The 12,372-nt window shown below is 68.2% G+C and carries 13 protein-coding genes; 2 read left to right on the forward strand and 11 right to left on the reverse strand.

Annotation, left to right across the window (positions count from 1 at the left end; all coding sequences use genetic code 11):
• Positions 1 to 19 precede the first annotated feature (19 nt).
• The 5 genes from U5919_RS12340 to U5919_RS12360 form a co-directional block, all read right to left on the reverse strand.
• Complete coding sequence (locus U5919_RS12340; protein WP_336024698.1) at positions 20 to 862, reverse strand: arginase family protein; 843 nt, start codon at positions 860 to 862, stop codon at positions 20 to 22.
• Between the two features lie 6 nt (positions 863 to 868).
• Positions 869 to 1,243, reverse strand: coding sequence for a translation initiation factor IF-5A (locus U5919_RS12345; RefSeq protein WP_336024699.1), 375 nt, complete (start codon positions 1,241 to 1,243; stop codon positions 869 to 871).
• A 126-nt stretch (positions 1,244 to 1,369) separates the two neighbouring features.
• Positions 1,370 to 1,822 carry a DUF5518 domain-containing protein gene (locus U5919_RS12350; protein WP_336024700.1) on the reverse strand — a complete coding sequence of 151 codons (453 nt, stop codon included), beginning with the start codon at positions 1,820 to 1,822 and terminating at the stop codon, positions 1,370 to 1,372.
• A gap of 135 nt (positions 1,823 to 1,957) precedes the next feature.
• Positions 1,958 to 3,640, reverse strand: coding sequence for an ABC1 kinase family protein (locus U5919_RS12355; RefSeq protein ID WP_336024701.1), 1,683 nt, complete (start codon positions 3,638 to 3,640; stop codon positions 1,958 to 1,960).
• A 7-nt stretch (positions 3,641 to 3,647) separates the two neighbouring features.
• On the reverse strand, positions 3,648 to 4,016 hold the full coding sequence (locus U5919_RS12360) for an Hsp20/alpha crystallin family protein (protein ID WP_336024703.1): 369 nt from the start codon (positions 4,014 to 4,016) through the stop codon (positions 3,648 to 3,650).
• A 210-nt stretch (positions 4,017 to 4,226) separates the two neighbouring features.
• Here U5919_RS12360 and U5919_RS12365 point away from each other — a divergent pair, with 210 nt between their 5' ends.
• Positions 4,227 to 5,597 carry a molybdopterin molybdotransferase MoeA gene (locus U5919_RS12365; RefSeq protein ID WP_336024705.1) on the forward strand — a complete coding sequence of 457 codons (1,371 nt, stop codon included), beginning with the start codon at positions 4,227 to 4,229 and terminating at the stop codon, positions 5,595 to 5,597.
• The gene (locus U5919_RS12370) at positions 5,594 to 7,540 is read left to right on the forward strand and encodes a molybdopterin biosynthesis protein (protein ID WP_336024707.1); all 1,947 of its coding nucleotides are present in this window, start codon (positions 5,594 to 5,596) and stop codon (positions 7,538 to 7,540) included. Before U5919_RS12365 ends, U5919_RS12370 begins: the two co-directional genes overlap by 4 nt.
• Positions 7,541 to 7,567: 27 nt before the next feature.
• Here U5919_RS12370 and U5919_RS12375 read toward each other — a convergent pair whose 3' ends face one another.
• From U5919_RS12375 to ahbB, 6 genes are all read right to left on the reverse strand, one after another.
• Entirely contained in the window at positions 7,568 to 8,284 is a 717-nt protein-coding gene (locus U5919_RS12375) for an HAD family hydrolase (protein WP_336024709.1), read from the reverse strand.
• Positions 8,285 to 8,368: 84 nt separating this feature from the next.
• Positions 8,369 to 8,746, reverse strand: coding sequence for an LWR-salt protein (lwrS, locus tag U5919_RS12380; protein ID WP_336024710.1), 378 nt, complete (start codon positions 8,744 to 8,746; stop codon positions 8,369 to 8,371).
• A gap of 11 nt (positions 8,747 to 8,757) precedes the next feature.
• Positions 8,758 to 9,033 (reverse strand): 4a-hydroxytetrahydrobiopterin dehydratase, encoded by a 276-nt coding sequence (locus U5919_RS12385; protein WP_336024712.1) that lies wholly within the window; start codon positions 9,031 to 9,033, stop codon positions 8,758 to 8,760.
• A gap of 78 nt (positions 9,034 to 9,111) precedes the next feature.
• Entirely contained in the window at positions 9,112 to 10,479 is a 1,368-nt protein-coding gene (gene hemA / locus U5919_RS12390) for a glutamyl-tRNA reductase (protein WP_336024714.1), read from the reverse strand.
• Positions 10,464 to 11,255: a precorrin-2 dehydrogenase/sirohydrochlorin ferrochelatase family protein gene (locus tag U5919_RS12395; RefSeq protein ID WP_336024716.1), complete on the reverse strand. Its 792-nt coding sequence runs from the start codon at positions 11,253 to 11,255 to the stop codon at positions 10,464 to 10,466. Before U5919_RS12395 ends, hemA begins: the two co-directional genes overlap by 16 nt.
• A gap of 28 nt (positions 11,256 to 11,283) precedes the next feature.
• On the reverse strand, positions 11,284 to 12,354 hold the full coding sequence (gene ahbB / locus U5919_RS12400) for a siroheme decarboxylase subunit beta (protein WP_336024717.1): 1,071 nt from the start codon (positions 12,352 to 12,354) through the stop codon (positions 11,284 to 11,286).
• Positions 12,355 to 12,372 lie beyond the last annotated feature (18 nt).

Below are 12,372 nucleotides of genomic sequence, written 5' to 3' on the forward strand. Positions count from 1 at the left end.
CCGGGTGCTTGTATCTGTATCAATCCGCTGTGCCGGCGTGAGAGAACACGAACTCCCGCGTGAGCTTCGCCGCGAGCGACGCCGCTTGGCCGTCGTCGCGGTCGTTGACCTCCACGACGTCGAAGCCGGCGGCGTGCGGCGCGACCGTCCGGACGACGTCGCGCATCGTTCGCGGATCGAGTCCGAACGGTTCCGGGGTCCCCGTCCCCGGCGCGAACCCCGGATCGGCGGCGTCGACGTCGACGCTCAGGTACGCGCTGCGACCGTCGAGGTGGGATTCGAGGTCGAAATCAGCGACTTCTTCGGGCGCGACGACGGTCACGTCTTCCCCCTCGGCGCGCTCCCACTCCTCGGGAGAGCCGGTCCGCGCGCCGAGGATGATCGCCTCGTCGACGTCGGCGTCGACACCGTCCGCTCGGTCGTCTCCGTCCAGAACCCGCCGCGTCACGGTCGCGTGACTGTACGGGTTCCCGTCGTATGTCTCACGGAGGTCGAGGTGTGCGTCGAGACAGACGAACACGTCGGGATCGGCGGCCGCCACTCCCGCGGCGGTCACGGTGTGTTCGCCGCCGAGGACGAGCGAGACGGCGTCGTCGGCGACGACGTCTCGGAGTTCGCCCGCGAGCCACGCGAGGTACTCGGGGGCGTCGTCCCACGCGCGGACGTCACCGTGATCGTGGACGGAACAGTCGGAAAAACGCAGGTCGGTTCGCCGGTCGTAGTCGTCGAACGGCCGGGCGAACCGCCGGATTCTCTCGGGACCGAAGCGGGTCCCGGGTCGAAACGAAGTCGAGATATCCAGCGGCGCGCCCACGACGACGTACGCGGCGTCGGTCCGTGATGCGGTCGCCCCTGGGAACATCTCCGATCAGATGATCTTCCGCTGGCCCTCGTAGTCGAGGTATTCGATCTCGTCGTCGGGGTTGAGATCCTCGTCCTCGGGGATGCGCATCGTGAACGTCTGGTAGGTCTCGAGGTCCATAATCTGGGCGTCGTTATCGGTGACGGAGACGACCTGCCCCTGCTTGCGCTCGATGATCGGGACCCACACCTTCGCGTCGACGGGCTGACTCAGCGATCGCTTCTTGCCGTCGAAGACGCCGCGGCCCTCAATTCGGGCCTTCGCGCTGCCGTGCTTTCCGGGCTTTGCGGTGCTGTAGGCGTTGATTTTACAGGGCGACTGATCCATCATCACGTAGCTGCCTTCCTGCAGTTCGCGGACCTGCTTCTGCTCTTTCGGCATACGTCGGGATTGACGTGTGGTCGGTATAAACGGTTTGGAAACGCCGCGAGGATCGGTGAAACGCCGGTCCCACTCGTCGGTCGGGGATCGGTCGCGCGACGTCGACCCCTTCGCGACGACTGACTGTCAGACGTCCTCGGCGTCGCCGTCGGTCGGACGGGGGGTAGGTCGCGCCACCGATTGTTCCTCCGAGTTCTCGCTCGGCCCGTCCTGCCGTCTGGTCAGGCTTCCGAGCACGCCCGCGACGACGTTCGGGAGGCTCGCGCTCAGGAGAATGGCTGTCGTGGCTTCGCCGGCGGTATCGAGCAGCGGCAAGATTAACTCGATCGGAAACGGCAGCGGGGCGTCGGTGACGACCGATAGCGCGACCAAGCCGGGGATGAGGACGATCCCCCACGCCATCGCCGTCAGAAGCCCGTGCCACGCGCCGTCTGCGAGTTCCTCGCCCGCGAGGTAGCCCGCGAGCGCGCTCCCGGCCAGACCGCCCACGAGCGTCACGCGCCCCGTCACCGCGAAGACGAGTGCCTCGCTACAGGCCGCGAGTGCGAATCCGCCGGCGACGGCGCGCCACCGCGTCATACGTGACGGTCCCGCTACCCGCCGATAAACCTACGTGTCAAATCCTCACCACTGATAACGTGGATCTCGGCCGTCGAGTCCGTGTTTTCACCGCCGAGTCGGCGCTTCCGGCTGCCGCGGCAGCGACGAAACCCGCTACCGCTCTCGATCGCGACGCTCGCGCATACTCTGCCGCGTGAACTGCGGCTTCGCGCGGATACCCTTTCTCGTCCGGAACGACCGATACAGCGCGACGAGCGGCGGTAGGGTCAACACCGCCGCGACGGCCGCCGGGAGCACGCTCGACGGCTCGAACGCGTAGAGGATCGCCGTCGAGAGCGCGCCGACCGCGGCGAAGAGCCCGTAGACGATCCGCCGGGCGAGCCGGTCGAGCACGTCGTTCTCGTCTTCGAGTCGCACGTTAACCGCGAGGTTCTCGTTCTCGACGCGGTCCAGCGCGCGGTTCAGTTTCGGCGGCACCTCGAAGAGCGCACGCGAGGTCTCTCGGACCTGTTTCCCGCCCTCTTCGATCAGTTGTCGGGCGGTCTCCTCGTAGTAGCCCTCCTCTCGGAGGTAGTCGGTCGCGACCGAGATGAAGTCGAAGTCGGGGTCGAGCGTCACGCAGACGCCCTCGACGACGGTCGCGACTCGCAGGACTAAGGCGAGGTCGCGGGGCAGCCGCAGCGGGAACTCGTAAATCGTCGATTCGACCTGCTCGATGATCTGCTGGACGCGGTACTGTTCGATGTCCTCCCCGCGCGCGTCGGCGATGGCCAACTCCATCACGTCGCCCATCACCTGTCGGTCGGCCTCCGGCGACAGCGTCCCCATCTCGATGAGCGTGTCGAGGATCGCGTCGATGTCTTGGTTCGCCACGGCGACGTAGAAGTCGATGATCTTCTCTTGGATGAACGGCTCGACCGTCCCCGACATCCCGAAGTCGTAGAAGATGATCTCGCCGGTGTCGGTGACCGCGAGGTTCCCGGGGTGCGGATCAGCGTGGAAGACGCCGTCGTCGACGATCATCTGCAAATAGACCCGCTGGAGCGTCGTCGCTAGCTCGGTCCGGTCGATTCCCTTCTCGTCGAGCGCGTCGACGTCGTTGATCTTCGTCCCCGGGAGGTACTCCATCGTCAGCACGCGCGGTCCCGACCGCGCCTCAATCGGTCGCGGAATCCGGACCGTCGGATTGTCGGCGAAGTTGCCCTTGATCTCCTCGAGGATCCGTTTTTCCCGACTGTAGTCCATCTCCTGTCGGATCGTCTTCGCGAACTCGTCGGCGAGGTTGTCCAGCGAGAACGCGCGACCCTCCCCGATGAACCGCCGGATGATCGGGATCGACCACCGAAGCACGCGGAGGTCGGCCTCGACGAGTTCCTCGATACCCGGTCGTCGAACCTTCACTGCGACGGGTTCGCCGTCGTAGCGGGCGGTGTACACCTGCCCGAGACTCGCGCCGCTGATCGGCTCGCGGTCGAAGTCGTCGAACGCGTCGTCGACGGGGCCGAGTTCCGCTTCGAGCACCTGTTTCGATTCGGCCCACGGCGCGGGCGGAACGTCGTCTTGGAGGCTCGACAACACGTCGATGTACTCTTTCGGGAGGATGTCCGGGCGCGTCGACAGCAGCTGTCCGAGCTTGATGAACGTCGGCCCCAGCGTCAAGAGCGAATCGAGCAGCACTTCGGCGCGTCGGATCCGCGTCTCCTCGCCGACCCTCCGACGGCCGCCGAACAGGACGTACCGTCGACGGTCGCGAGTGTAGGCGACGATCAGCGGGAAGAACTGCCGGACGACGAGGAAAAACCGCCAGTACGCACGGAGGTTCACCAACCTAGCCACCCGGCGATTACGCGTCGTCTCCGGCGGTCGTGATCGGAATCGTTCGCTCCGGGGCAGACTCGCGTTTCGGAAGGGTGACCGTGAAGACGCCGCGGTCGACTTCCGCGGACGCTCCCGCTCCGGTCGCGTCCGGCGGCAGCGGCAGTTCGGCGTCGACGAACAGCGACCGCTCCTCTTCGAGGTAGGTGAATTCGGGGGGAACCGACTTCTCGCGTCTCGCCTCAACGACGAGTCGGCCGCGTTCGACGCGCAACTCGGCGGTCTCGGCCGTCACTCCGGGGAGATCGAGGACGATCCGGTAGGCGTCGTCGGACTCCAACAGATCGGCGAACACCGACTCCGGCAGTTCTCGGAGCGCGTCCCGCAGTGCTGTCATACCTTTCCCTAAGGATAGCGGATCGAAAAAGGCCGCGGTTGATTTTCACGAATTCGGCCACAAGAGCTATGATCGACTGCCAGCGCGGCTTCTGTTCGTCAGCGCCGCCCGCCCCCCGGTACTCTCGACTCATCGGAGCAGTCTCCCCCGTCCGAACAGTACCCGGTCGCGTGCCGCGGCTCTTTTTGTACTTCCGGCCATACGTCGGGTATGGATTCTGCGGACACCGACGAGACGTCGGACGGCGACGACACGCCGCCCGAGCGGCACTCGGCCGGGTTCAAACACCGCACCCGGATCGACGAGGCCCGCCGCACGCTGCTCGACGCAACGACGCCACACGAGAGAACCGAACGGCTCGCGCTCGTCCCCGCCGACGGCAGAGCGCTCGCCGAGTCCGTCTCCTCGCCGCGGGCGGTCCCCGACTACGAGCGCTCGGCGATGGACGGCTGGGCAGTCCGGGCCCGCGATACCTTCGGGGCCTCGGACCGCTCGCCGGGAATTCTCCGCGTGGCCGACGAGGAACCCCGGTCGGTCCCGGAGACCGACGTCGCCCCCGACTCGGCCGTTCGCGTCCACACCGGCAGCGAACTCCCGGCGGGCGCGGACGCCGTGGTGATGATCGAGCACGCTGACCACGTCGGCGACGACCTCGAAGTGTTCGACGCCGTCACGGAGGGTGAGAACGTCGCGCCCGCCGGCGAGGACGTCGCCGAGGGGCAGCAGCTGTTCGAGCCGGGACACCGCCTCCGGCCCTCCGATTTGGGCCTGCTGAAATCCGTCGGCATCGACCGCGTGAGCGTCTACGAGCGGCCGACCGTCGGCGTGATCCCGACCGGTGAGGAGTTGGTACAGGAGAATCCCGGCCCCGGCCAAGTCATCGAGACGAACGGGCTCACGGTCTCGCGGTTGGTCGATCGCTGGGGCGGCGAACCCACGTACCGGAACGTCGTCACCGACGACGAGGCCGCGCTGCGGGCGGCGATCCAGCGCGACCTGACGAAGGATATCGTCGTGACGACCGGCGGCTCCTCCGTCGGCGAGCGCGACCTCATCCCGGAGGTCGTCGACGAGTTGGGCGAGGTGCTCGTCCACGGCGTCGCGCTCAAGCCGGGCCACCCGGTCGCGCTCGGAATCGTCGAGGAGACGCCCGTGATTATGCTGCCGGGCTACCCGGTCGCCGCAATCATCAACGCCGTGCAGTTCCTGCGCCCCCTTCTCAAGCACGTCGGCCACTTTCCGGAGGCCAAGTCGCCGACCACGCGAGCGAAGCTCGCGCGCAAGATCCCGAGCGAGCCCGGCGTGCGAACGTTCGCGCGGGTTCGGCTCTCGGACGAGGGCGAAGCGGGAGTCGATGCCGATGACGACGGTGACGACAGTGCTGACGCCGACGCTGACGACACGACCGACACCGAGACCGACACCGACGGCGCGGCCATCGCGACGCCGACGCGTGCGTCGGGCTCCGGCGTCCTCTCTTCGGTCGCGCTGGCGGACGGTTGGGTCGCCGTGCCCGAAGGTAGAGAGGGCTACGACGAGGGCGAGACCGTGACTGTCGAACACTGGGAGTGGTCGCCGTGAGCGACCGTCGGGAGTTCCACGACCTCGTCGATCCCACGGTCGCCCACGAGACGATCGAATCGCTGGACCTCGACCCCGAGCCCGAATCCGTCCCACTCGCCGACGCCCGCGGCCGCGTCCTCGTCGAGCGCGTCGACGCCGACCTCGACGTCCCGGGATTCGACCGCGCGACGATGGACGGGTACGCCGTCCGCGGCCGCGACACCTTCGGCGCGGACGAGGTCGACCCGGTCGAACTCGACCTCGTCGGGACCGTTCACGCGGGCGTCGAACCCGACGTCGTCGTCGGCGAGGGCGAGGCCGCGGAGATCTCGACCGGCGCGGTGATGCCCGATGGCGCGGACGCCGTGGTGATGGTCGAACGGACCGAAGAAGTCCGCTTGGGCGACGACGCCGAGAGTCAGGACGATCCCGGGCGTCAGGGCGACGACCCCGACGGCCCCCCGTCGGCCGTCGCCGTTCGCAAAGCCGTCGCCCCCGGAGACAACGTGATGCTGGCGGGGTCCGACATCGCCGCCGGTGCCCGCGCGCTCGGCCCCGGAACGCGACTGACGGCGCGCGATATCGGCCTCCTGTCGGCGCTCGGAATCGACGACGTGCCCGTCCGCGGCAAGCCCACGGTCGGCATCGTCTCGACCGGTGACGAGCTCGTCCGTCCGGGCGAGGAAGTCCACAGCGAGCGCGGCCAGATCTACGACGTCAACAGCTACACCATCGCCGCGGGCGTCGAGGAGGCGGGTGGCGAGGCGAAACTGTACCCCCACGCGGGCGACGACTACGACGAGATGGAACGGCTGCTCGTCGAGGCCGCCGACGAGTGCGACCTCGTCCTCTCCTCGGGGTCGACCTCGGCCTCCGCGGTCGACGTCATCTACAAGGTGATCGAAGAGCGCGGCGACCTCCGCTTACACGGCGTCGCGGTCAAGCCCGGCAAGCCGATGCTCGTCGGCGAGGTCGGAAACAGCGCGTACGTCGGCCTCCCCGGCTACCCGGTCTCGGCGCTGACGATCTTCCAGACGTTCGTCGCGCCCGCGATCCGCGACGCCGCCGGACTACCAGAGCCGCAGACCGCCACGATCCGCGGGAAGATGGCCCTCCGTGAACGGTATGCCGAGGGGCGGCTCCGCCTGATGCCCGTCGGTCTCGTGACCGACGAGCGGGGCGAGACGCTCGTCTATCCCGTCGACAAGGGCTCGGGCGCGACCACGTCGCTCGTCGAGGCCGACGGGGTCGTCGCGGTCGATCCCGACACGGAGTACCTCGGCGAGGGCGAAGAGGTCGAGGTCCAACTGTTCTCGCCGGACGTCCGCGCGCCCACGCTGTTCGCCGTCGGTGAGGCGGATCCGGCGCTCTCTCGGCTCCTCGACCGACTCGAACGACCGCGGTTCCTCCCGGTCGGCAGCCGCGAGGGCCTCCGACGCCTCGGCGGTGGTGTCCCCGACGTCGCCGTCGTCGCCGGCCCGGTCGACCGCGACGTCGAGAGCGTCGATCTCGGCGGCTGGACGCGCGAGTGGGGGCTGGTCGTGCCGGCGGGTAACCCCGAAGAAATCGAGGGGCTCGACGACCTCGTCGAACGCGACCTCGCGTTCGTCAACCGCAACCGCGACGCCGGGCTCCGCGCGAGCCTCGACGAGGTCGTCGACGCGCGCGGAGACGACGCTGCCCGACGGGACGTCACCGAGTCGATCCGCGGCTACGAGGTCGGCACGAAAGGCGTCGAGAGCCCCGCCCGAGCGGTCGCGCGAGGCGACGCAGACGCGGGACTGGGCCTCCGCGCGACGGCCGAACGGCTCGGCCTCGGCTTCGTTTCGCTCGGAACCGAGTCGGTTCGGGTCCGCGCGAACCCGGAGCGAATCGAGAAACCCGGCGTCAAAGAGTTGCGGACGCGATTGGCGGCGGCTGCCGACATTTTCGCATCGCTCGACGGCTACGAGACCGACTAGCCGCCGTCGAATCAGATCGCTCGTAGATCACTCGGCGGGCGAGGATTCGCGCCCGCCGTCGGTTGCGACGCCGCAACCGTCGGTCATCGGTAGTTCGTCGAACGAGCCGATCCGGTAGTCCGCGAGGACGCACCGCCCGCGGCGCTCCGGCGGGTGGCGCTCGACGTGGATTCCGTCCAGTCCGGCGTTCCACGCCGCCCCGATGTCGCTCGCGCCGTCACCGGCGAGGACGCCCCGACCGGGTCGCGCCGAGTCCACACCGAGCCCTTCGATCGCGTGATAGACCGGCGCGGGGTCGGGTTTCCAGCCGACGTCCGCGGTACAGGAGACGAACGTATCGAACCAGTCGCCGACGTCGAGGCGCTCGACGACCGGCTCGGCGAGGAACTCCTGACAGTGCGTCACGACGCCGATCGGCACGTCCGCGGCGAGGAGATCGCCCACGAGCGCCGCGGCGTCGTCGTGGAGGTACGTCGCCTCCGCGCGTGCGGTCGGGTCCTCGACGTCGTGAAAGGCCGGCCAGAACGTCTCGGGGTCGATCCCCCACGCACGGAGTTGGGGGTCCCGCGCGCCGCCGAGGCCGTGCCAGATGACTTCGGCCTCCCGATCGCTGAACTCCCGACCCAGCCTGCGGCCGACGCGATCGAACACCTCGCGAGTGTAGGACCACTCGGCGTCGACGAGCGTCCCGTCGAGATCGAACAGCCAGAAGTCGTATTCGAGTGTGTCGGCGTCGCCGGGCATCGAGAGAGTCTACGGCGCAGCGCCGTAAGTGCATTTCGTCGGTCTGTAGTCTTCGACCCGGTCATCGGTCGCCGGACCGCACGTTCACGACCCGTCGTCGACGACCCGAATACTCGAGCCGAGATGCCTGTGAAGCACGTCGCGCGGGTCGCCGCCGTCGAACGCTTCGGGCGTCGATTCGATCGCCTCCTCCAGCGCTTCGCGGTAGGCCGCATCGAGCCGCAGTTCGGCGAACTGCACGTCGTCGACGGGGATCGACAGCCACGACGCCGCGAGCTCGCGAGCGTGGCGTTCGTCGCCGACGTTCCCGCGCCAGAGGACGTCCCGGAAGAACAGCCACTCGCCCTCGCCGGGCGGGTCGGCGTCGACTTCGACGACCGTCTCGACCGTCTTCGGAGAAACAGCGACGCCGGGAGCGGGATCGAACCGGACGGTCACGCGGAAGACGTAGACGGCATCCATCGTCGGCCCGCTCAGTATTCGGCGTTGAAGAGGTTCGCGAGGCGGATGTCCTTCTCGGTGATCCCGCCCTCCTCGTGGCTCGTGAGCCGGACCTCCACCTCCTCGTAGCCGACGCGGATCTCCGGGTGATGAAACTCCTCTTCGGCGACTTCGCCGACCTGCGTCACGAAGGCGATTCCCGCGAGGTAGTCGTCGAACGCGTACATCCGCGCGATCTCGTCGCCGTCACGCTCCCAGCCGTCCGGTAGCCGCGTCTGAATATCGTCGTCGTCGAGTAATTGGGCCATACGCCGTATGTCTCTCGCCGTCTGCATAACGTTTCTCCCGGTAGAACTCCCGTCGCCCGTCACCACACACGCGGCCGATCAGTCGTCGGAGACGCTTTCGAGAACGTACTGCGGGACTTCCTTCTCGGAGCGCTCTGTCACGCTGTCGTCGGCCTCGGGGTTCGTCGTCTCGCGTCCGTCCCGCCGGGAGATTCCCGCCCGGTTCGTGCCGAAATCGGGATCGAAAAGCGCCATCGCCGTCTGAATCGTCGACCAGTCGTCTTCGATCGCGGCCTCCCGGAGGCTCTTCGTCGGCGGGGAGAGCAACTGGCCGACGAGCGCGTCGGCCATCGCTTCGACGGTCTCGCGCTGCTCGTCGGTCAACTCGCCCTGAGACTCCAACCGCGAGATAGCGGTGTCGACCTCGCGGGCCTTCACCCGCTCGGCGGCCTCGTACATCGTGCTGATCGCCTCGTCAGCCTGCCGCCGCTTGTAGGCGTCGAGCAACCGATCGAACTCCTCGTCGATCATCGCTTCTACCTCCTCGGCCGCGGTCTTTCGGGCGGCTCTCGTTTCCTCGGTGACGGACTCCAAGGCGTCGATGTCGTGGACAACGACCTGATCGACGCTCGCGGCCTCGGGATGGACGTCCCGCGGTTGTGCGAGGTCGATCACGAGCGTCTCGCCCGCGTCGTCGACGTCGCTCGTTCCCAGTAGGTACTCCGACGTGCTCGTCGCGGTGACGACGATGGCAGCCTCCGAAATCGCCTCGGACACCGACTCGAGCGCGATCGCCTGCGCGGGGATCTCCACGCTGTCTGCGATGTGCTCGGCGTGGGGGACCGTCCGGTTCGCGACGACGAGTTCGGTGATACCGGCGTCCGTCAGCGCCTCGGCGGCAAGTTTCCCCATCTCGCCGGCACCGACGACCAGCGCCGTCTCCCCGTCGAGATCCAGTTCCGTCTCGGCGAGCCGTGCGGCGGCCGAGCCGATCGACATCGCGCCCTCGTTGATTTCCGTCTCAGTCCGCGCGCGCTCGCCGACGTGGACCGCCTTCGTGAGTCCGGTCTCAAGCGTCGGGCCGAGCGCGCCGGCGTTCCGCGCGATGTCGATCGCGCGCTTGAACTGTCCGAGGATCTGATCCTCGCCGAGGACGAGCGATTCGAGCCCCGCGGCGACCCGAATCAGATGCCGGAGGCTCTCCTCGTGTCCCATCTCGACGCGGACGTCCTCGCGTGCGTCCCCGTGAACGCGTTCGAGCGCCCGCCGTCCGACGTCGGCGCTGTCGGCGACGACGTACGCCTCCGCGCGGTTACACGTCTGGATGGCGAACGCCTCGCTGACGCCGTCGCCGTCGAGCAGCGTCTCGATGACCGCGCGCACGTCCTCACCTGCTGCGTCCTCGATGTCCTCGACGCCCGCTCGCTCGTGCGACACACGGGACCCACAGATCACTCCCGCGTCCATCGGTCACCCCCAATCGTGTTCCGTATCACGCGTGTCGCCTCTCGACGGGGATTGGACGCCCCCGTACGTAAAGTCTTCCAAACCAGCGGGTCTCGAACCACCGCTCGGATCGCATCACGACGCGCCGACGGATCGAGTTCGGACTCTCGGAGCTCGGCGCGGAGTTCGGCCGTCAACGCCGCCATCTCCTCTGCGCCCTCGATCTCGGCTTCGATCCGCTCGCGCAGGTACTTCGCCAGTGCCGGACTCCGCCCGCCCGTCGAGACGGCGACCCGCACGTCGCCGTCGGCGACGGTCGCCGGGACGACCACGTCTCTCGCCTTCGCCTCCGCTTCCGTGTCCGACTCGCGCGCTGTCGTCTCATCGGCCGTCTGAACCGCACTGCTGTCGGCGCGGTTGACGAGCAGGCCGCGTTCGCGACCCGCCGCCGCGACCGCCTCGTTCACCGCCTCGTCGTCGGTCGCGGCCACGACGAGCGCCGGTTCGACCCGTTCGATCCATTCGTCGACGCTGTCCGCGTCCGGGCACGCTCGTACCAGTTCGATCTCGGCGTTCGGCGCGCCACCGCGCTCGTCACCGAGGCCGCGCTCGCGGGCGTCGCTTTCGCCGTTACCGAAGTTATTCTCGCCGTTGCCGAAATCATGATCGCCGAAGTCGGGGCTGATCACGACGACGCGGGCCTCCGCGGCGAACCGCCGGGCCTTCCGCGCGCCGACGGCCCCGCCGCCGAAGACCAGTACCGTTTCGTCGGTGAAATCGTGGTATAACGGAATCATCGTCCTCTCTCTGCGCGATCGATTCGAGTCACTCGGTGTTCGCCGTGGCGCGTTCGTCCAGTCTGATTCCGGTCTTCTTCAGAATCCGCGTCGAGAACAGCGAGTCCCAGTCGCCCTCGTCGACGTCCCAGTACTCGGCCATCGTCTCGCGCACCTGCTCGATCCGCCGATCGCTCTCTTCGACCGATCGGCCGTGCGTCATCGCGAAGAAGTTGTACGGCCAGACGTCCCCGTGTCGCGGCCGCTGGTAGCAGTGCGTGACGAACGGCAGCGACGCCACCGCGGGGCCGACCGCCCCGACGAGCTCGTCGGGGACGTTCCAGACGGTCATCCCGTTCTCCGTGTACCCGAGCGCGTAGTGGTTCGGGACGACGCCGACGCGACGGACCTTCCCCTCGCGCTCGAAGCGCTTGATCGTCTCGACGACCCACGCGGTGTCGGCGTCGGTCGCGGCGGCGACGTCCGCGTACGGCGTCTCGGTGATCGGCAGTCCGCCCTGAATCTCGACGACGAGGTCGCGTTCGTCGGGCGTCAGCGTCCGTCGGTCTGTGGGGCTGACGTCCGGGCCGAGGTACGAGAGGTCGACATCGCCCTCGGAGACGGGGCCGTCGACGAGGAACTTCGCCTCGACGCGAAACTCCCGCCGTTTGGGCATATTGTACGTCTTCTCGCCGGTCTCTTCCTCGATTTCGGCGAGCACCTCTTCGACGCGGTCCTCGTCGGCGACGCTGACGACGAACCACATATTGAGATACGGGTGCTCGCGCTCGTAGTTGTGCGCGACCTCCCGGTGGGCGTTGACCGCCTCGGCGACTTCCTCGAATCGGTCTTCTGGGGCGTGGATCGCGACCAGCGTGGCCGTGCCACCGATCTCCTCGGCGTTCACCAAGGCTCCGAACCGACTCAGCGTGCCCGCCTCGTCGAGTTCGCGGACCCGCTCGAGGAGTTCCGCGGCGCTCACGTCGACGCCGCGCTCGCGCAGGGCGGCCGCGGCCGGCTCGAACGGTCGCTCGACGACGGGGAATCCCCCCTGAAAGGCGTTGATGACGGCGCGATCGAGGGCCGACAGCTCCGGCCCCGCCGCGTCTGCCTCACTCATACCCACGCTGGGGCCGCC

The organism is Halobellus sp. LT62, assembly GCF_037031285.1.
GTDB lineage: Archaea > Halobacteriota > Halobacteria > Halobacteriales > Haloferacaceae > Haloquadratum > Haloquadratum salinisoli.

What these genes read in the sequence shown, in the direction of transcription:
- U5919_RS12340 (WP_336024698.1), bottom strand. Translation starts at nt 862, where the DNA reads ATGTTCCCAGGGGCGACCGCATCACGGACCGACGCCGCGTACGTCGTC.
- U5919_RS12345 (WP_336024699.1), bottom strand. Translation starts at nt 1,243, where the DNA reads ATGCCGAAAGAGCAGAAGCAGGTCCGCGAACTGCAGGAAGGCAGCTAC.
- U5919_RS12350 (WP_336024700.1), bottom strand. Translation starts at nt 1,822, where the DNA reads ATGACGCGGTGGCGCGCCGTCGCCGGCGGATTCGCACTCGCGGCCTGT.
- U5919_RS12360 (WP_336024703.1), bottom strand. Translation starts at nt 4,016, where the DNA reads ATGACAGCACTGCGGGACGCGCTCCGAGAACTGCCGGAGTCGGTGTTC.
- U5919_RS12365 (WP_336024705.1), top strand. Translation starts at nt 4,227, where the DNA reads ATGGATTCTGCGGACACCGACGAGACGTCGGACGGCGACGACACGCCG.
- U5919_RS12375 (WP_336024709.1), bottom strand. Translation starts at nt 8,284, where the DNA reads ATGCCCGGCGACGCCGACACACTCGAATACGACTTCTGGCTGTTCGAT.
- lwrS (WP_336024710.1), bottom strand. Translation starts at nt 8,746, where the DNA reads ATGGATGCCGTCTACGTCTTCCGCGTGACCGTCCGGTTCGATCCCGCT.
- U5919_RS12385 (WP_336024712.1), bottom strand. Translation starts at nt 9,033, where the DNA reads ATGGCCCAATTACTCGACGACGACGATATTCAGACGCGGCTACCGGAC.
- hemA (WP_336024714.1), bottom strand. Translation starts at nt 10,479, where the DNA reads ATGGACGCGGGAGTGATCTGTGGGTCCCGTGTGTCGCACGAGCGAGCG.
- U5919_RS12395 (WP_336024716.1), bottom strand. Translation starts at nt 11,255, where the DNA reads ATGATTCCGTTATACCACGATTTCACCGACGAAACGGTACTGGTCTTC.
- ahbB (WP_336024717.1), bottom strand. Translation starts at nt 12,354, where the DNA reads ATGAGTGAGGCAGACGCGGCGGGGCCGGAGCTGTCGGCCCTCGATCGC.